The sequence below is a fragment of the Serratia ureilytica genome (genome assembly GCF_013375155.1).
GTDB lineage: Bacteria > Pseudomonadota > Gammaproteobacteria > Enterobacterales > Enterobacteriaceae > Serratia > Serratia ureilytica.
This window is the reverse complement of record NZ_JABXOF010000001.1, coordinates 351118-370138: the sequence shown is the minus strand read 5'-3', so window position 1 is coordinate 370138 and position 19021 is coordinate 351118. Positions and strand designations below refer to the sequence as shown.

Below are 19021 nucleotides of genomic sequence, written 5' to 3'. Positions count from 1 at the left end.
TGTGCGGTCTGCCGCATCATGTCAACGGTTAAAAATCAACCAGAATATGTGGACCAAGATGAGGATACCGCATCGCCGAACCTGCTCCATACCCTCGGAAGAAACCATCCAATGACGCGCCACGCTTGCATTTTGGCCTGTAATCCTACAATTCCTAGCAATTGCACATATCTCATTTGAATATGTCACCACTGGTTACTAGGAACAGACTGAAACCCTGAAAATCCAGAGGCATTACAAGTGATTTGGTGGTAGGATAATAAAGGTTTTCTAGCCTATTTTTGCTGAAAATAGTTTCAGCATATAAATGAAAACTGACAACCCCACCCTCTATTGGTTCTCGCTTACCAAGGGCGGTAGCGTGCTTTTTTAGGCTGAAAACGCTTATGCAGAGCAATGTCCAGCCTAAAAATCAGGCAATCTGTATGCAGGGAATTCAGTGTTCACTTCTGTTTCATCGAGAAATGCGGTGTTTTTTTGCCGAAGTGAACGCATCGAAAAACAGAAGAAAACCTTATATATCACTAATGTGTTCCCCGGCATTACAGTAAGATAGAAACACGCTGGACAATAGCCCGCGGTAATACCATGCAGGTTGCGCGGGAATGAAACAGATTCTGTTTACGATGTGAAAATCTCCGAGAGAAAATGTTGGCGTATTTTCCATGGAGTGCTTACGGAAACGTGTGTTTAGCCCTATAGCTATTTTCACACCCTCCGTCATATCAATAACGCATCCGTTCTACATGATTATATTGCGAAGAAAGTTAAACCATGACGTCAAAAAAGTTAATCAATAGCCTAGGTGTTAAATGAATATTTTCTCTATTCTTGTTAAGACTTTTTATCGGTGTCTTCATACACTTGCCACCAATAAGAATCTTGTTATTTCACTTTCTAAACGGGAAATCGGCAGTAAATACAAAGGGTCATTTATCGGGCTTCTTTGGTCGTTTATTAACCCAGTATTGATGATGGTGATTTATACCTTCGTTTTCAGCGTTGTATTCAAAATTCGCTGGAGTGCTGGGGTCGATTCCAAAGGAGAATTTGCGTTAGCATTATTCATCGGTTTGATTTTCTTCGGGCTTTTTTCTGAATGCATTAACCGCGCTCCCTATTTGATCGTCAGTAACGTCAACTACGTCAAAAAGGTTGTCTTCCCGGTTGAAACACTCCCCATTGTTTCACTCTGCACAGCTTTATTCCAAATGGTGATTAACTTCGTCGTTTGGTTGCTGTTCTATGTCGCTATCGTAGGGATCCCTACGTGGCACATTCTATGGCTACCCGTCATCATCGCACCGTTCCTTATGATGGTTCTGGGCGTATCCTGGTTCCTTTCTTCGCTTGGCGTTTACTTGAAAGATATCGCTCAGGTTATTGGCGTGCTTACCATGATTCTGATGTATCTTTCGCCGATCTTCTATCCGATCTCCATGTTGCCTGACGCATATCACATCTTCATGCAACTCAGTCCATTGACTTATGTCATTGAGCAAGCGAGGGATTGCATGATGCTGGGCAAAAATATCGCCTGGGGGAGCTGGGGCATTTACACCCTCATCTCTTTCGTCATCATGCTGTTAGGTTATGGTTGGTTTATGTTCACGCGTAAAGGGTTTGCTGATGTCATCTGAATTCGCAATTTCAGTCAAAAATATTTCGAAACGCTTTGAAATGTATGCAAATCCTAAGCATCGTTTGTACCAAATGCTTTCTTTAGGCCGCCGTACATTCTTCAAAGAGTTCTGGGCGCTAAACGGCGTTTCTTTTGACGTTAAGCGCGGTGAAACGCTTGGCATTTTGGGCCGTAATGGCGAAGGCAAAAGTACCCTGCTGCAAATTATTGCCGGCACCTTGACAGCCACCTCGGGCAGCGTTGAGGTCAATGGCAAACTGGCTGCGCTGCTGGAACTCGGCGCTGGCTTCAATCCTGAGTTTACCGGCCGTGAAAACGTTTATCTGAGCGGCATCATTCTTGGTATGACGCACAGTGAAATGGAACAGAAATTCCCTGAGATCGAAGCCTTTGCCGACATAGGCGAACATATCGATCAGCCGGTCAAAACCTACTCCAGCGGGATGTATGTGCGTTTGGCCTTCGCCGTTCAGGCTTGCATTAAGCCCGAAGTGCTCATCGTAGACGAAGCGCTGTCGGTCGGTGATGAGAAATTCCAACGCAAATGCTTCGATTATATCGAATCGCTGCGCGCGCAAGGGTGTTCAATCATCCTGGTGACGCATTCCACGTCGACCGTGGAGAAGTTTTGCCAGCGAGCCATTTTGTTGCGAAAAGGCCGGGTAGAAGCCATTGGCAGTGCCAAAGAAATCATCGACCAATACCATGCCCTGCTGTACTCAGATGAAAAAACTTACCTGCGCTATCTGAACAACATTGCTAAAAACACCAATCAGTCCATCAACGCGCCCCAGAAAGAAAGCCAGGACGGCGTCGCCGCCCATGAGGCCTCCATCGCGGAACAAGCCGAGATACAAGCTGAAAGCGAACTGACCAGCGGTGCCCTCATTGAAAGTTGGATCATCAAAGATGCCCACGATCAGCCTTGCGATCTATTCCGCGTAGGTGAAAAAGCCATCATCAGCTTCGATATCAGCGTATTTGGGCCGATAGAAGAGCTGCAAGCCGGCTTGGTCATTAAGACCGTTGAAGGTATTACGGTATTTGGCACCAGCACCTTATACCATAAGAAGAATATGCATAACGCCAAAGGCGGAGATGTTCTTAGGGCAACGTTTGAACTTGACCTGGCACTGTGCGAAGGCAGCTATTTTATTTCACTCGCTATCGCCAACGCCATCAGCCACGCCGATATGTCCTATCTTGATAAGAAAACCGACGTGATCGTCCTTAAGGTTATAGAGCCTCGCACGACAATGTCAGGTATTGCCGCATTGCCTGTTTCTTTATCACTCGAAAAGTGGTCAGGAGAGCATGAATAAATCAATACTTATCATAACTCAGTATTACTCAATCGGTGGGTTGGAAACCTATATCAACACTCAGGTAAAGGATCTGGTCGCCCACGGTTACCAGGTTCATCTTATGTACGCCGTTGTCGCAGACCCGTCATTACTCCCTGACGGGTTGAGCTCGTGCCATGAAAATATTCATTTAAGCAACGGCTCTATCGAACAACTCGTTCAAGGCGTAGACCTGATACGACAGGTTATCAAAGAAAAAGGCATCGATGTCATTCATGTGCATCCTTTTGACTGCATTTTCCCTGCCGTTATCGCCGCAGACTGCGAAAAAATACCGTCGCTATTAACATTGCACGGCCCTCTGTCGCTGCAGCATTTTACTCGGAATATTTATAATCAGGCGTTGGCCATTTATTTTCTCAAAACGCTACATACCATATTTTGCGTTTCGCAGGAAACGGCGGATCAATTGGCGGAGATCATAGACCACCCCTCGGTGATGATCGTTCCTAACCTGATAGACACCGCCCAAACGCATCCCGCTATCACGGATGAGACTGTTGAGAAAAGATGGCTTATCGCCAGCAGGCTGGATGAGGATAAATCCGCAGGGATTATGAAGTTCATTGACTTCGCCAGCCGCTGCCAAATGATTCATGGTATTGATATTTACGGTACCGGTAGTGATGAAGACACTATAAAAACCTACGTTAGCGATAATAACTTCAACGAATGGGTTGGTTTCAAAGGCGTTGTCAGTGACATCCCTTCCGTCATGCCGCAATACGCGGGGTTTGCCGGCATGGGCCGCGGAGTACTGGAAGCCGGCATTAGCCAGCTTCCGGTGTGTCTGGTTGGCTACGACGGCATTAAAGGCATTCTGGACGATGAAACCTTTAAACATGCCGCTTACTGTAATTTCTCAGGCAGAAATCTGGCCAATGCCGAAGAAGATGTGCTTCAAGAGCAATTTGCCGCCGCTCGTCCCCTGCCCCCAGACTTGCTTATTGAATACCAGAGCGATGGCCGTTGGAGCCAAATCCTCGAGAATATGGTTCTCCCGGACAAAGAGCGATACGACAACGGTGATTCGCTGCAACTCTACCAGCAGCTGTGTAAGGCACCATCATCACAGGAAAACGAAAGTTTTTTGATCGCGAATGCCTTTACTGTCGCTATATTTAAAACGCTAGCAAACCAACTGATCGCCAACAGTATCAAGATCAACGCTCATGATGATAGCGTGAAAGAGACCGTCAAAATGGAAGATAAAGCGAGCCAGGCTCCCCTGGACACCCCTGTTAATGCTAATGCAGCAAGTTCAGGGAATGATGTCATCGCCAAGTTAGCTGCGTTGGAAGAACAGAATCTCTCTTTGCAGAATGACGTTAAATCGTTAGTACAACTCCTGACATCGGTAGCGGCAAAACAAGAAGACTATTTCAGAACTTTGCCTCACGCGGTTGCACCGAGTGCAGGGCAAAAACTTCGATATTTGGTTCAGGTTGCCGTTCAATCACTGACCAGAGCGGACAAACGCTATGAACTGGCCAAAACTCTTTATTGGAGACTGCCCGAGTCTGTCAGGTTAAAACTACAGACCCAGCGGCACCGTTACGTTCAAAAACACTTCGAGCACGCTTGCAATAGCGCGATGACGGATACCTCTACACCTGAAGACATTCCAGACTGGGTCGCAGCGGTAAACCAATCAGAGAAAGTCGTCTTCATTCCATGCAGCTTCGAATTCGATGAGCTGGTGAACCAACGGCCAATCAACGCGGCAAAATATTTCTCGGAAAAAGGCTATCAGGTTATCTTTATCGCCTGGCAATGGACGCCACAGGAAACGTTGTCGAAAGGTTGTTCGCAAGTCTGGAACAATGTCTATCAGGTTCCGCTGTATGATTTTGTGAAATACACCCGTCAGTGTCATCTGCATGACAAAACCGCGTTCTTTGTCATCACGATGCCGGCGAAAGTCTTCCTCACTCCGCTCTATGAGTTTAGAGCGCAAGGCTGCAACATCATCTATGACATTATGGATGAATGGGAATGCTTCCATAAGGTCGGACAAGCTCCTTGGTACCAGAAAGAGATTGAAGAAACCCTCATTCTACAAAGCGATTACGTCTGTGGCGTTGCTCCATCACTGCGTGACAAATTTGCTTATCTTCGCAGTGATATTGAAGTAGTCGGTAATGGCTATTCCGAGAAGGTCTTGGGCGATACACGTAATATAGCGAAAGACAACGGCAACAAAGTGGGCTATTTCGGCCATCTAACGGACTCGTGGTTCGACTGGGATATCGTATTTAAATTAGCTGAAAAATTCCCACAATATCACTTCGAGATCATTGGTTACGGTGAGCCTGAGTGGGTGGTCAATAAAGCGAAAAATATTGCTAACATCACACTGGTGGGCAAAGTAATGCCAAAAGACCTTCATCAATATGTCAAAGAATGGTCGATCGGCCTCATTCCATTCAAAAGTGGCGAGCTGGCTCAAGCGGTAGATCCGATCAAAATTTATGAGTACCTCTATTTTGGCTTACCAACTCTAGTGACCGGCATTGAGCATATTAAACGCTATCCGATGACCTATTTCTCTGACGGCAGCGACGTTGTCGATCTGTTTGAGAAAACAATCAATAGCGAGCGCCACTCTGACGAGTTGGAAACCTTCTTGCAAGAAACCACTTGGGCAGCCCGATTCGAAGAAATGGAGTTGAACACCCTGAAAAGAAAAGGAATTAGGGAGTTATATGCTTCGTAAAATAGCATTTATCTATCCTTGGGCGACGCATGGCGGTGTTGAGAAAGTCATGCTCACCCGTGCCCGTTTATTAAACGATATAGGCACCTATCAGATTGACCTTCTTTTTACTCATGATTCCGGTGCGGCGAAGGCGATCACCGCCGCACTCTCGGACTGTAAAAATGTCGATGTCAAAATCATCAACTTCGATTATTTATTAACGCAAAATTACAGCCTCATTTTTTGCATTGATTTCCCTGCGGCTCTGACATTTTGCCATACGCACAAATTGAAATACTTTGCGGAATGCCATACAGCCTATAAAGAAAACAGAGCTTACTTGAATAAAATTCCGGACAGTTGTTCGGCAATATTGTGCCCATCCGCGTTCTTTATGAAGCAGCTAGAGCCTGAATTGCAAAAAAGTGCCTGTCCATTGTTATTGCTGCGTAATTTCGTTCCTTGGGATCATGTCTCTCAAGAACCGCATGCGATTCCCTCTCTGCCAACATGGTCGAGAAGACCTATTCTCTTCCTGGGACGGATGGACAAGCTAAAGAACCTGACTGAATTACTGGACGCATTCGTTATTTTAAAAGAACGACACGCGGAAAAATACATGCTAGTTCTGTGCGGCCCGCAGTCTTCTGAAATCAACACCAACGCCGAGCTGGAGAGCAGAAATCTAGTGGGCGACACCGTATGCTTGCCGCCAGTGCCATTCTTGAATGTGGACAAGCTGCTGTTGGCGATCTCTCAAGCCAACGGGATTTTTGTGTCGCCATCAACCGGAGAATCATTTGGCTTATCGGCTTCAGAAGCGATTTGTGCAGACGTCCCCGTTGTTTTGTCCAATATCGAAGCACATAACTATTTAGTTGCCACGCGTGAAAATGAGTTTACTTACTCGTTGCATGATGCTCGCCAATTGTCAGAAAAAATAGCCTCTATATCTGACAATTATGCGCAATCTAAAGCATCACTTGCCGCTCTGAAAGAAAAATTTTCCGCCCATGCCTTTATGAACGATTGGGACGAATTGCTACGCAGAACCGAATAGCTATTCGATTACCACCTCCCCATACCGATTTTTATCGTCAGTATGGGGATATTAATTATTGAGACAACCATGTTAAAGAAAATTATGTGCGTTGTGGGTACTCGTCCGGAAGCGATAAAAATGGCGCCGGTGATCAAGGCACTTCATGCCTCCGGTGAATTCGACGTTTGCGTATTGGCGACGGCCCAACACCGAGACCTGTTGGATCAGGCTTTCCAACTTTTCGAAATTGAAGCCGATTATGATCTTAATGTCATGACACCTGGGCAAACATTGCCAGAGTTGACCGCGCGCCTGATGACCAGCATCGACCGAACTCTCGAAGAGGCAGCACCGGATTTGGTTATCGCACAAGGCGATACGACGACCGTCTTCGTGACGTCACTGGCCTGTTTCTACAAGAAAGTGCCTTTCGCTCATCTCGAGGCGGGGCTGCGTACACACGACCTCTATTCACCTTTTCCTGAAGAAGCAAACCGTATTCTTGCCGGACATTTAGCACGCTTGCATTTTGCTCCGACTGAAGTATCTAAAAGCAACCTCTTGCGCGAAGGCATTCCTGCAGAGCATATTCACGTTACGGGAAACACCGTGATTGATGCCTTGCTGACGACCGCACAAAAGACGTTTGATATCGGCGTCGATATTCCCCAAGACGCCCGGATGCTTCTTATCACTTCTCATCGCAGAGAGAACTTCGGCCAACCTATTGTCAATATCTGCAACGCAGCTCTTGAACTTATCGAAAAGTATAGTGATATCTATATTCTTTTCCCCGTTCATCCCAACCCAAACGTGCGCGAAGTCACGGATCGTCTGTTAAAAGAACACGAAAGAATTAAGCTGGTCAGCCCATTTGACTATGGTCCTTTCGTTGCCGCCATGAAGAATGCCTACCTGATTCTTTCCGACTCTGGCGGCGTGCAAGAAGAAGCTCCGGCCTTGGGCAAACCCGTCTTGGTCTTACGTCGCGATACCGAGCGCCCAGAAGCCGTCTCGGAAGGCGTGGTGAAATTAATCGGAACGGAACAAGCGGACATCGTAAGAGAAGCGTCTTTGCTGCTTGATAGCCCTCAGGCCTATCAAAAAATGGCAAAAGGAAGCTCTCCTTACGGTGATGGTGAGTCCAGCCAGCGTATCGTCCGTATCGTCCGCAATTTCTTTACTGAACAATGCCAATGAAAATCGTCTATCTTTCAGCTGTTCCCTGGTTGAGCATAAGTCAGCGCCCTCATTTTTTCGCCAAATATGCGCTGACCCATGCCACCCAGGAACTTTTGTGGATTGAGCCTTATCCTAGTCGTTTTCCCACCCTCGCCGATCTGACCCCCGGCCGCCATGCCCCTGAACCTGCAGGATTGGATTTGATAGAGGGTCTGCAACTGGCTCGGTTGGGTTTTGTAGCCCCCGTGGAGCCGATACCTGCGTTGTTTAAGCTGCTCAACCAAGGGAAAATAAAGAAAATCATTGACGATATAAAGAATTTTATATCTGAAGATACCACTCTGGTTATCGGCAAACCCTGTCTGCTGGCCAACATGCTTATCAAGCAATTTAAATGGCGGCAAGTGTGGTATGACGCCATGGATGATTTCCCTTCGTTTTATTCTGGCCTATCAAAGAAAAACACGGCTAATCTTGAAAAAGAAATCGCCCAACAAGTTGACCGCATATTCTGTTCAAGTCATGCCTTAATTGAGAAATTTTCGTCTATCGCCCCCAGCAAAACTGAGTTGGTGTTGAATGCGTGTTCAGATGACATGCAAAAAATTCATATCCCGAAAGCATCGCATGAAAAAATCACATTTGGCTATATCGGCACAATCGCAAGCTGGTTTGACTGGAAGTGGGTGTTCGAGTTGGCCACTAAAAATCCGGAAGCAATCATAAACCTCGTAGGGCCAAGAAAAACCGGAATTCCGGAAAGCTTACCTCAAAATATCATCCTGGAACCCCCTATCCCACACCCCCAGGTAATGAAAAAGATATCCACATTTGATTATGTGATTATTCCATTTTTGCAGAACGACATTACTAAATATGTCGATCCTGTTAAGTTCTACGAATACAGGTTGGCAGGAAAAGCCATCCTATCGACTCCATTTGGCGAGATGCTATGGCATCACAAAGAAGAAGCCTACAATTCTGACACAACGCTAGGCATTACTATACCTGACAACACGCTAGTTTTTCCTTCACCTAAAAAACCAAACGACATCCCAAGATGGAGTGGACGATTCTCTCATGTCTTTACCGGCTATTGAAGATGAAAAATTTCTTACAATCTCATTAGTAATTTTCAAACCGAATCTTGTAGATTTAAGAAAAACCCTTGCCGCACTTGTTGAGACAAACGTTTTTAAAGCACGCGACTGTTATTTATTGGTTGTTGATAACTCGCCAACTACTGATCCTGCAGTCACTTCGCTAATTAAAGAGTTCCTTGACGTTATTCCCGGAAATTACATATCACGACCAGACAATCCTGGCTTTGGAGTGTCACATAATTTAAGCTTAGCTATTAAGTCAAAATACACCCTTATTTTAAACCCCGATTTAGAGATGGATAAAAATGCATTAGAGAATGCATTCTCCTTCATGGATGCTCACCCTGAATGTGGCTTAATTACGCCGTATGCAACCTGGGGGAGCGGGGAAACACAATATTTGTGTAAGCGATACCCTTCTGTATTTGTATATTTATTGCGTTTCTTTGCCTCGGTTAAAGGAAAGCGTTTTTTCAAAAGTTATCTTCGACGCTATGAAATGGCTGATACGCTAACGCCTCACGATGTTTATTTCGATCCGCCTATCGTGAGTGGCTGCTTTATGTTTTTCCGCTACAGCGTACTGAAAGAATTATCCGGATTCAATCCTAAATTCTTTCTTTATTTCGAAGATTTCGATCTCAGCATCCGTACGGCAAAAATTACCAGAATAGCCTATGTCCCTGATGTCAAAGTCGTGCATTACGGTGGCCATGCGGCGCGAAAAGGCTGGGCGCATATTAAGCTATTTTCACGCTCAATGATTACTTTCTTTAATATTCACGGCTGGAAAATTTGGTAACTCCATAGCGAATAAGCTATGCGCCAATTACTGTCGGGTGAGCATGAAAATAACAAAATACATCATGCTCACCCACACGGTGCCGACATTACTCTTGTAAGTAACCCATTTTTCTCAATCGAGAAATCACGTATTCCAGGGCTGACTGCCAATTGGAAGCAGGAATACCTATCTCATTGATTTTATTGCAACTCAAGGTTGAATATTTAGGACGTTTAGCCAAAGTCACATATTGTTCTGATGTTATTTTACTGACCTTTGGCATGCGAGAAATCGCCCCCATCTCCGCAGCAACTTTAAATATGTGCTCCGCAAACTCACTCCAGCAGACCTCTTCATCCCCGCAGAAGTGATAAATCCCTCCCTGAACCTCACAAAGCAACATTTTTATCATCGCGTCTGCGATGTCCCCCGCATATGTCGGGCAACCGCGTTGATCGGCTACGATATCAAGAGATTCACGTTGCCGAGCAAGCCTCAGCATGGTTTTAACGAAATTTTCGCCATATTCACTGAAAACCCAAGAAGTGCGAAGAATTATCGCATCTTGCATTTCTGATACGATGGCCAATTCGCCATCACGCTTGGTTTTCCCGTAAATGCACAGTGGGCGGGTACCAGCCAACTCATTGTAGGGAAGCTTGCCCAGGCCATCAAAAACATAATCTGTAGAAATATGAAGCAGTCGGCAATCCATTGCCTTTGCAACCAAGGCCAAATTGGCTGGGCCCACAACGTTGGCTAACAACGCAGCCTCGCAATCTTGTTCCGCTTTATCAACGGCAGTATAGGCTGCAGCATTTATGATCGCCGTCGGTTTAAACTCCTGGACGACGGCCTTAACCTGCTCCAATTTGGAAATGTCCATCGTATTGCGGTCGGCCGCTAAAATAACCCAATCGGCGGGTACCCGATCGATAAAACAGCGCCCGACCTGCCCTTTAGCCCCGGTTAAAAGAACTCTCATTAAATCAGTTCTCTGAGAAATTTGCCGTTCTTGTCCTTTTCCGACAAAACAGGGTGCCGAACAGGCCAGGCCACGCCGACATCGGGATCATTCCACATCAGGCACCTTTCATGTTCTGGCGAATAGTAATCCGTGCACTTATATTCAAAATCCGCGATCTCAGAGAGCACGACAAAACCGTGGGCCAAACCTGGCGGGATCCAAAGCTGAGTTTTGTTCTCTTCCGATAGCACAATGCCTTCCCACTTGCCAAATGTGGGTGAGTCTGGGCGAATATCTACAGCAACATCATAAACTTCGCCTCGCACCACACGAACCAACTTGCCTTGCGGCTTGATATCTTGATAGTGCAGTCCGCGCAAAACCCCCCGAGAAGAGCGTGAATAATTGTCTTGGACGAAGTCCAAATCAATATCCAGCATGTCTTGAAAGCGACGCTTCTCGAACGTTTCCATAAAAAAACCGCGAGTATCACTAAATACCGTTGGTTGAATGACTTTGACTCCATCGATTTTAGTATCGATAACCTGCATTCTGCGTACCTCATAAGACGCGAGAATTTGTGCTCAAAAATTCTCGCAAAATACAGTCACTTACAACATCTTAGCTTTATTGGCGCGATGGCGAAAAACGTAAACAAAGCCTAATCCTCCTTATCGCCACCTGTTAACAACATGAGAACAGAGGCAAACAAGGGAGCCAGGAAGCATCATTTTGAGGTAAACGATTGATAAAATCCGTGACCAACCACAGCGTCTTCCTCTCAACGGCTTGATACTCACTACCATTAGCGCAAAACTTCAGTGTACCTTACTGATGCAAAGTAAGAGAAATGGTGGAGTTTATCGCTTCACAAGCCTGATAGGCTAACATACTCGCTGCTCTTGTCTCTCTCAACAGATCTTCAACAAGGCATTTCCAGGAGGGAACATCTCATATTCACACACCAGATACCGTGACCATCAATACCCTGCGGTTTTATGCCATAACGACATATCGTCCCAACAAAGTATCTTCAATGGCACCAGTATAATCTGATAGCGCGGATTTTTCATAAGGAAGTACTGATTATTATCAGATAAAGCCCATAAAAACGAGGGTGATCAGCCCTCGTCGATAGGTAGTCTCACACTCTTGGCTTTCGATTGTCTTGCAGCTGGCCTAACGCCTCTCTGAGCGCCGGTAACAGATATGCTTAACGGTAGCCCTGCGGGTTTTTCTTCTGCCAATTCCAGGTGTCACGCATCATGTCATCGAGACCCCGGTTAACTTTCCACCCCAACTCTTGGTAAGCCAGATCGGCATTCGCCCAAAACGCGGGTAGATCGCCTTCGCGACGTGGCAAAATTTGATAGGGGATCGTTACGCCTGACGCTTTCTCAAACGCCTGAACCATCGCCAGTACAGAATGCCCTACGCCAGCCCCCAGGTTGTAGGCCTTAAACCCATTGATCTTCGGCAGATGATCCATCGCTTTCAGATGGCCTTCGGCCAGATCCATGACATGAATGTAGTCACGCTCACCCGTACCGTCTTTCGTCGGATAATCCCCACCGAAAATCCCCAGTTTATCTAACTTACCGATCGCTACCTGCGAGATGTAAGGCAGCAGGTTATTGGGAATACCGTTCGGATCTTCGCCGATCAAGCCCGATTCATGGGCTCCAACCGGGTTAAAGTAGCGTAAAGCAATAATCGAAAATTGCGGCTCAGCCTTAGCAAAATCCTGCAGAATCTGCTCCACCATCAGCTTAGACGTGCCATAAGGGCTGGTCGTGCCACCGATTGGCGTAGTCTCGACGTAGGGCACCGGCGAGTTGGCACCATAAACGGTGGCGGACGAACTGAAGATAAACGCATGAACGCGGGCACGGCGCATAGCGTCCAGCAACACCAGTGTTCCGGTGACGTTATTCTGGTAGTATTCCAGCGGCTTACGCGTAGATTCCCCTACCGCCTTAAGACCAGCGAAGTGAATGACGGCCGTAATCGGGTGCGCTTCAAAGATCCGATGCAGGCATTCCTCATCCTGGACATCGCCTTGATAGAACACCGCCGCTTTCCCCGTCAGCTTTTCCACACGGTGCAACGATTCCGCAGACGAGTTCGACAGATTGTCCAACACCACCACATCTTCGCCTCGTTCCAACAGAGATAAAACGGTGTGAGAACCAATGTAACCCGTGCCGCCGGTGACTAAAATTGTCATTCCAACCCCTTATACTCCGGATGTACCGAAAAATATCTCTTCGTTCTGTAAGAAAGCCTCTTACCAAGCCGCCTAAACAGGCTTGCATCGCCTCCCCTAAAGACATCATACCGCTCTCTGAATACGGCATGAAGCGAGAGCGGTAAAACCGCTCTCGTCACTGACTTATCACAACCCTTCAAAACAAACATTACGCTCCTGCGGCCAGCAGCGCCAAAATTTCGTCAGTTTTCTCTTGCATCAGCGCAACATCGGCACGCGATTCGACATTAAGACGCACCACCGGTTCCGTATTAGAAGAACGCAGATTGAAACGCCAGCCTGCGAACGCCATGCTGATGCCATCGGTGTAGTCCACCTCATCGGCATGCGGTAAATAGTGTTGTTTAACGCTTTCAATGGACATGGCAGGCTGAGCCAGCTTGATATTGATCTCACCGGAAGACGGGTAGGCGGCAATGCGATCCTGTACCAGTTGTCCCAGCGTTTGTCCCTTCACACTGACCAGCTCAGCGACCAGCAGCCATGGGATCATGCCACTGTCACAATAAGCAAAATCACGGAAATAGTGGTGAGCGCTCATCTCTCCACCATAAATGGCGTCTTCCGCACGCATGCGTTCTTTAATGAAAGCATGGCCGGTTTTCGACATCACAGGTACGCCCCCGGCATCGGTGACCACATCGACGGTGTTCCAACTCAGGCGTGGATCGTGGATGATCTTCGCGCCCGGCTGTTTCTGCAAGAAGGCCTCCGCCAGCAAGCCGACGATATAATAGCCCTCAATGAAATCGCCTTTTTCATCGAACAGGAAGCAGCGATCGAAATCGCCGTCGAACGCAATGCCCATATCAGCGCCATGCTCACGCACCGCATCGGCGGTATCCGCACGACACTCAGGCAGCAATGGGTTGGGAATACCGTTAGGGAAAGAGCCGTCCGGCTGGTGATGCACCTTGATAAACTCCAGCGGCACACCCCGCGCCTTCAATTGCGCCTCAATAGCATCGATCACATGCCCTGCCGCACCGTTGCCCGAGTTGATCACTAGCTTCAATGGCTTGAAGTTGTTCACGTCGACGTAGGACAGAATGTGCTCTACATAAGCCCCTAATACGTCCTGGCGAACATAGCTACCGCGCGTTGCAGCCGGCGCCTGAAACTGATTTTTCTCCGCCAGTTCTTGGATCGCTCGTAATCCGGTATCGCCGCTAATTGGGCGGGATCCTTCACGCACCAACTTCATGCCGTTGTAATCAATAGGGTTATGGCTGGCGGTCACTTCCACGCCACCATCCGTTTTCAAATAAGTCGTGGCAAAATAGATTTCTTCGGTGCCGGTTAAGCCGATGTCGATAACATCGGTACCCGCATCCTGCAAGCCTTTCGCCAACGCCAGCTTCAGGCTTTCACTGGTTAACCGCACATCGCTTCCCAACACGATATTTCTGGGCTTCAAAAACTCGCCGTAGGCGCGTCCAATACGATACGCGATGTCCTCATTCAGCTCTTCACCCAGTTTTCCCCGAATGTCATAAGCTTTAAAACACGTTAACTTTTGCATTGCCAAACCCTTTCTTAAACTCTGCCATAGCGATCTTGCAAACGTTCAATATCATCTTCTTCCAGATAGTGTCCCGACCTGACTTCGATCATTTCCAAATCGATTTTTCCCGGATTCTCCAACGTATGAACACTACCCGCGGGGATAAAGGTGGACTGGTTTTCCGACAAGAAGAACGTTTTATCATCAACGCTAACTTTCGCTGTCCCACTCACAACTACCCAATGTTCAGCACGATGGAGATGTCTCTGCACGGAAAGTCCTTCCCCCGGCCGTACAATGATTTTCTTCACCTGGAAGTGCGTACCGCTGTCAATGTCACAAATCTTGCCCCAAGGACGGTAGGCAGTGGAGTGCTGGCGAAAATGATGGAGATTGCGCTTTTTAAGCTCATCGACCACTTTCTTAACATCCTGCACTTTGTCTTTGTGAGCAATCAGCAGCGCATCATTGGTATTAACCACGATAAGGTTTTCCAATCCAATGGTCGCGACCAACGCAGATTCAGACGAAATGTAGTTGTCACTGGAGTCGATCGAGATAACCTCACCCACGTTGACATTGCCCAACGGGTCTTTTTCTGACACTTCCCACAATGAGGACCAAGAGCCGACGTCGCTCCATCCCGCATCAATAGGGATCACAACAGCATCATGTGTCTTTTCCATCACCGCATAATCGATGGAATCACTTGGGCAATGTTTGAAGATATCTTGTTCAACCCGGATAAAATTCATGTCGCGTTGACTTTTAGATACAGACTGCTGGGTTGTGCTGAAGATGTCGGGACTGAACTGCTGCAATTCCTGCAAGAACTTGGCCGTCTTAAACATGAACATACCGCTGTTCCAGCTGTAATCACCACTGGCAAGGTATTCGATCGCTTTCTCTAAACGTGGTTTTTCCACGAATGAATCAACCTTAAAGCAATCATTGGATAGGTGACTGCCGCGTTTTATGTAACCGTATCCGGTTTCCGGATGCTCTGGAATGATGCCAAACGTGACCAGTTGATTGTTGTCGGCAAAAGACATTGCCGTCTGGATCGCCGCATGGAAATTCTCTACTTTCGTGATCAGATGGTCTGCAGCCAGCACCAAAAGCATGCTGCCCTCGTCTTTTTCAGCAGCAAGATGAGCAGCCAGCGCCACTGCCGGCGCGGTATTACGCCCCACGGGCTCTAAAATAATATTGGTCGCTAATTGCCCAATCCCTCGTAATTGCTCTGCAACCAAAAAGCGATGTTCCTCGTTACAGATGACCAAAGGAGCGGCAACTTCGATACCGGTCAGACCCGACAAGCGCTGTAACGTCTGTTGCAGCAAGCTCACGCCGCTGTCATCAATAGATAAGAACTGTTTAGGAAACGATTCTCGCGACATCGGCCACAAGCGACTCCCAGTACCGCCGGCCATAACCACAGGAATTAGTTTGGACATTATCTACCCTTTACTCAGTCATCATTCTTATAAGGACGACGCCACGTATCAGCAGCATCATACTAAATACCGTACAATTATTAACCGATTGTTACACTTTGCGAAAAGCATGTATCCCTCTAACCTACCGTTCCTTAACAGAAAGTTATGTATAGAAATTAGTCAGGCAAGCATAAATATCGAAGGAACCACCAGCCGATAACATAACGTATTAACGCAAAAAAGAGCAGCATAGTGCTGCTCTTTCAGATTAATGCTCATAGTGAATATGTTGTTATCGACTGCGGGTAAAATACTGCGCCACGCGCAGTACATCTTTCTCGTCTAACGTGCCGGAGTCACTCAATAGGGTGATCCAGGATTTGATATAAGTGTATTTAGCAGAGGCCAAATCGCGCTGTGCGCTATAGAGCTGCTGTTCGGCATTGAGCACATCGACGTTGACACGTTGCCCAGCCAGCACGCTTTGCCGGGTCGCCGTCACCTGGGTCGTCGCCGATTGAACCGCCAGTTCATAGGCCGCCACTTTAGCGCTGCTGCTAATACACAAATTGTACTGTTTGCGCAGATCGTTGAGCGTGGTGCCCGTTTGCGCATCCATTTCATACATCGCTTGCCCGTAACGCGCCGCTGCCTGGCGGGTCGATGCCGAAACACCGCCACCGGAATAAATAGGCATGCTGACCTGCACGCCAATGCTGTCAGTACGGTATTTCTGGTTAACCGTGTTGTCGCTGCTGGAGTCGTTTTCCGAATGCGAAGCATACAGCTGAACCTGTGGCATAAAGCCAGCCCGGTTCCTTTCGACATCATACTTAGCAGCATCCACGCCATGACGCGAGGCGGCCAATACAGGGTTGTTCTCCAACGCGATCTTTTGCCACTCTTCGAACTTGGACGGGATTAACGGCGCCACTTTGAATTTACCCGGCCGCAAGACCTGCAATTCATCCAGTTGGTTCAGCGGCATGCCGATAATTACTTCCAATTCACGCTGTGCGGCATCCAGTGCATCGCGCGCTTCTATCACCTGTGCTTCAGCCAGGCTATAGCGCGCCTGAGTTTCGGATACGTCGGTAATGGTACCTTCACCGGCGCTCATCAGGCGATCGTTCAAAGTCAGCTGTTCCTTGTAAGCCGCCTTTTGCGCTTCGGCCAACGCGATTTGATCCTTGGAATAAGCCACTTCGACATAGGCGTTAATCACCCTCACCGCCAAATCCAGCAACTTACCGCGATAGCGCTCGTCCGACATCATGGTCTGCGCCACGCCGGCTTTGTACCTGGCGTAAGCTTCATAATCGAACAGCGGCTGCGTCAGCGTGATCGAACTGGAATAGCTGCGATATTGCTGCCGCCGGGTAACCTCCGAAACATTGCCGAAAAAGTCGCTTTGCGGGTACTTCTGAGTTTGCCAGTTGCGCGGCGAATTCTGGTAGTTCAGCGATACCTTCGGCAGCAGCCCTGCCCTGCCGATATTTTCGTTTTCATCTCCCGCTTCTTTCTCTTTTATAGCCGCCCGAAAGGTCGGGTCCTTTTCTAATGCCAGCGAATATGCGTCTAAAATCCCTATCGAATAAACCGGCGCAGACATCGCAAACAAAAGGGTGCCGATAACCAGACCGGCAGCCTGTCGTTTTGAATGAATCAAAATTATTCCTCGGTTAATGAAGTATGAGCGCGATCCAAAATAGGTTTAAACAGATAGCTCAACAGCGAGCGCGACCCCGTTTTCACGAACACCTCCACCGGCATCCCCGGCTTGATGTCCTCGCCACTGAGCATTTTCATGCCCTCCGGCGAGACCGTGACCTGCATCTGGTAGTAAGGTTCGCCATTGGCTTTGTCGACCAGGCGGTCGGCGGAAACCAAGGTGACGGTTCCCGGAATTTTCGGGGTTTTGTTTTGGTTGAAGGCGGTAAACATCAGATCCACCGGCAACCCGTTGTACACCTTATCGATCAGGTCGACTTTGAGGCGAGAATCCACCACCAAAGTCGCCTGGCTGGGCACAACGTCCATCAGGTGGTCACCCGCTCCCACGACGCCCCCCTGAGTGAAGATATTCAATCCAACCACGGTGCCGTCCACCGGTGAGGTGATGGCGGTGTTGCCCAGATCGAAATCGGCCATTTGCAGCTTGTTGCGGAATTCGCTGGCGTCCATTTGAGTTTGCGCCAGCTGCGTTCTGACTTCGCGCTGGTAGTCGGCGAAACGCTGATCGATGCGTTGCTGTGATTCCAGCAACTGCTTTTGCAATTGGCCAATCCGCCCCACCGTTTCATCAATGCTGCTATTTACCTCGGCAAACTGGCGCTGCACTTCCAGGTAACGGTTACGCGGTAGGTAACCGTCCGCCGCCAACTGCTTCATGCTGTTCATCTGCTCACGCAGGCTGGAAAGCTGGATCTGTTTGTTACCGCGCGAATCCTGCAGTCCTTTTAATTGGAAACGGATTCCGTCCATTGACTGCTTATAGCCGTCGATTTCACTTTGCAGCGCTTGGCGGCGGGAGGCGAACAGCTGCGTTTGCAATGCAATGATTTCTGCCACGCGAGGTTTATCTTTCACCGCGTCCAAAATGGGTGAGAAAGTCACTATGCTCAACCCATCGCGTTCTGCCAGCAAGCGCCCTTCTGTCGCCAGCGTGGTGTAGTACTGATCCCGCAGCGAATCAACCTGAGCTTGAGCCTGCACCTGGCTGAGCTGCACCAGCACCTCACCGGCTTTCACTTTGTCGCCATCTCTGACCGCAATATTCTTAATGATGCCGCTGGCCGGGGCCTGCACCGTTTTGCGGTTGCCGGAAACGGTTACCGATCCCGGCGACGCCACCCCTTTATCCAACGGCGCAAAGGCCGCCCAGGCTAAAAACCCGAACAGACCGATCCCGACCACCAGCCACCCCATACGGGTAAACCGCCGTTCATCTTGTGGGATCTCTTCAGTATACGAGTCTTGCGGCTCGCCAATATGCGTAGACATACCAACTCCTTTGACTGTCGGCGA

At 48.1% G+C, this 19021-nt stretch carries 14 protein-coding genes; 7 read left to right on the top strand and 7 right to left on the bottom strand.

Features of this window, described 5'->3' with window-relative positions; all coding sequences use genetic code 11:
* Positions 1-812 precede the first annotated feature (812 nt).
* From HWW83_RS01815 to HWW83_RS01785, 7 genes are all read left to right on the top strand, one after another.
* The gene (locus HWW83_RS01815; protein ID WP_033642482.1) at positions 813-1640 is read left to right on the top strand and encodes an ABC transporter permease; all 828 of its coding nucleotides are present in this window, start codon (positions 813-815) and stop codon (positions 1638-1640) included.
* Complete coding sequence (locus HWW83_RS01810; protein ID WP_033642481.1) at positions 1630-2964, top strand: ABC transporter ATP-binding protein; 1335 nt, start codon at positions 1630-1632, stop codon at positions 2962-2964. Before HWW83_RS01815 ends, HWW83_RS01810 begins: the two co-directional genes overlap by 11 nt.
* On the top strand, positions 2957-5722 hold the full coding sequence (locus HWW83_RS01805) for a glycosyltransferase family 4 protein (protein WP_122004028.1): 2766 nt from the start codon (positions 2957-2959) through the stop codon (positions 5720-5722). Before HWW83_RS01810 ends, HWW83_RS01805 begins: the two co-directional genes overlap by 8 nt.
* Positions 5712-6764 (top strand): glycosyltransferase family 4 protein, encoded by a 1053-nt coding sequence (locus HWW83_RS01800; RefSeq protein WP_176588947.1) that lies wholly within the window; start codon positions 5712-5714, stop codon positions 6762-6764. The genes HWW83_RS01805 and HWW83_RS01800 overlap by 11 nt, the downstream gene beginning before the upstream one ends.
* A 69-nt stretch (positions 6765-6833) precedes the next feature.
* A complete protein-coding gene (gene wecB / locus HWW83_RS01795) occupies positions 6834-7946 on the top strand; it encodes a non-hydrolyzing UDP-N-acetylglucosamine 2-epimerase (RefSeq protein WP_046686730.1) in 1113 nt (370 codons plus the stop codon).
* Positions 7943-9028 carry a glycosyltransferase family protein gene (locus HWW83_RS01790; protein WP_103101101.1) on the top strand — a complete coding sequence of 362 codons (1086 nt, stop codon included), beginning with the start codon at positions 7943-7945 and terminating at the stop codon, positions 9026-9028. Before wecB ends, HWW83_RS01790 begins: the two co-directional genes overlap by 4 nt.
* Positions 9009-9833, top strand: a complete 825-nt coding sequence (locus HWW83_RS01785; RefSeq protein WP_046686728.1) for a glycosyltransferase — start codon at positions 9009-9011, stop codon at positions 9831-9833. The genes HWW83_RS01790 and HWW83_RS01785 overlap by 20 nt, the downstream gene beginning before the upstream one ends.
* 88 nt (positions 9834-9921) lie before the next feature.
* On the opposite strand, the gene rfbD is transcribed toward HWW83_RS01785, so the two are convergent.
* The 7 genes from rfbD to HWW83_RS01750 all read right to left on the bottom strand — a co-directional run bounded on the left by rfbD (position 9922) and on the right by HWW83_RS01750 (position 18997).
* Entirely contained in the window at positions 9922-10800 is an 879-nt protein-coding gene (gene rfbD / locus HWW83_RS01780; RefSeq protein ID WP_033642477.1) for a dTDP-4-dehydrorhamnose reductase, read from the bottom strand.
* Positions 10800-11333 carry a dTDP-4-dehydrorhamnose 3,5-epimerase gene (gene rfbC / locus HWW83_RS01775; protein ID WP_033642476.1) on the bottom strand — a complete coding sequence of 178 codons (534 nt, stop codon included), beginning with the start codon at positions 11331-11333 and terminating at the stop codon, positions 10800-10802. The genes rfbD and rfbC overlap by 1 nt, the downstream gene beginning before the upstream one ends.
* Positions 11334-11995: 662 nt before the next feature.
* Positions 11996-13009, bottom strand: a complete 1014-nt coding sequence (gene galE / locus HWW83_RS01770; protein WP_033642475.1) for a UDP-glucose 4-epimerase GalE — start codon at positions 13007-13009, stop codon at positions 11996-11998.
* 190 nt (positions 13010-13199) lie between these two features.
* Complete coding sequence (cpsG, locus tag HWW83_RS01765) at positions 13200-14573, bottom strand: phosphomannomutase CpsG (protein ID WP_046686726.1); 1374 nt, start codon at positions 14571-14573, stop codon at positions 13200-13202.
* A gap of 14 nt (positions 14574-14587) precedes the next feature.
* Positions 14588-16012 (bottom strand): mannose-1-phosphate guanylyltransferase/mannose-6-phosphate isomerase, encoded by a 1425-nt coding sequence (locus HWW83_RS01760; protein WP_046686725.1) that lies wholly within the window; start codon positions 16010-16012, stop codon positions 14588-14590.
* Between the two features lie 274 nt (positions 16013-16286).
* Positions 16287-17663: a TolC family outer membrane protein gene (locus tag HWW83_RS01755; RefSeq protein WP_046686724.1), complete on the bottom strand. Its 1377-nt coding sequence runs from the start codon at positions 17661-17663 to the stop codon at positions 16287-16289.
* A 2-nt stretch (positions 17664-17665) separates the two neighbouring features.
* Complete coding sequence (locus tag HWW83_RS01750; protein ID WP_033642471.1) at positions 17666-18997, bottom strand: HlyD family type I secretion periplasmic adaptor subunit; 1332 nt, start codon at positions 18995-18997, stop codon at positions 17666-17668.
* Positions 18998-19021 lie beyond the last annotated feature (24 nt).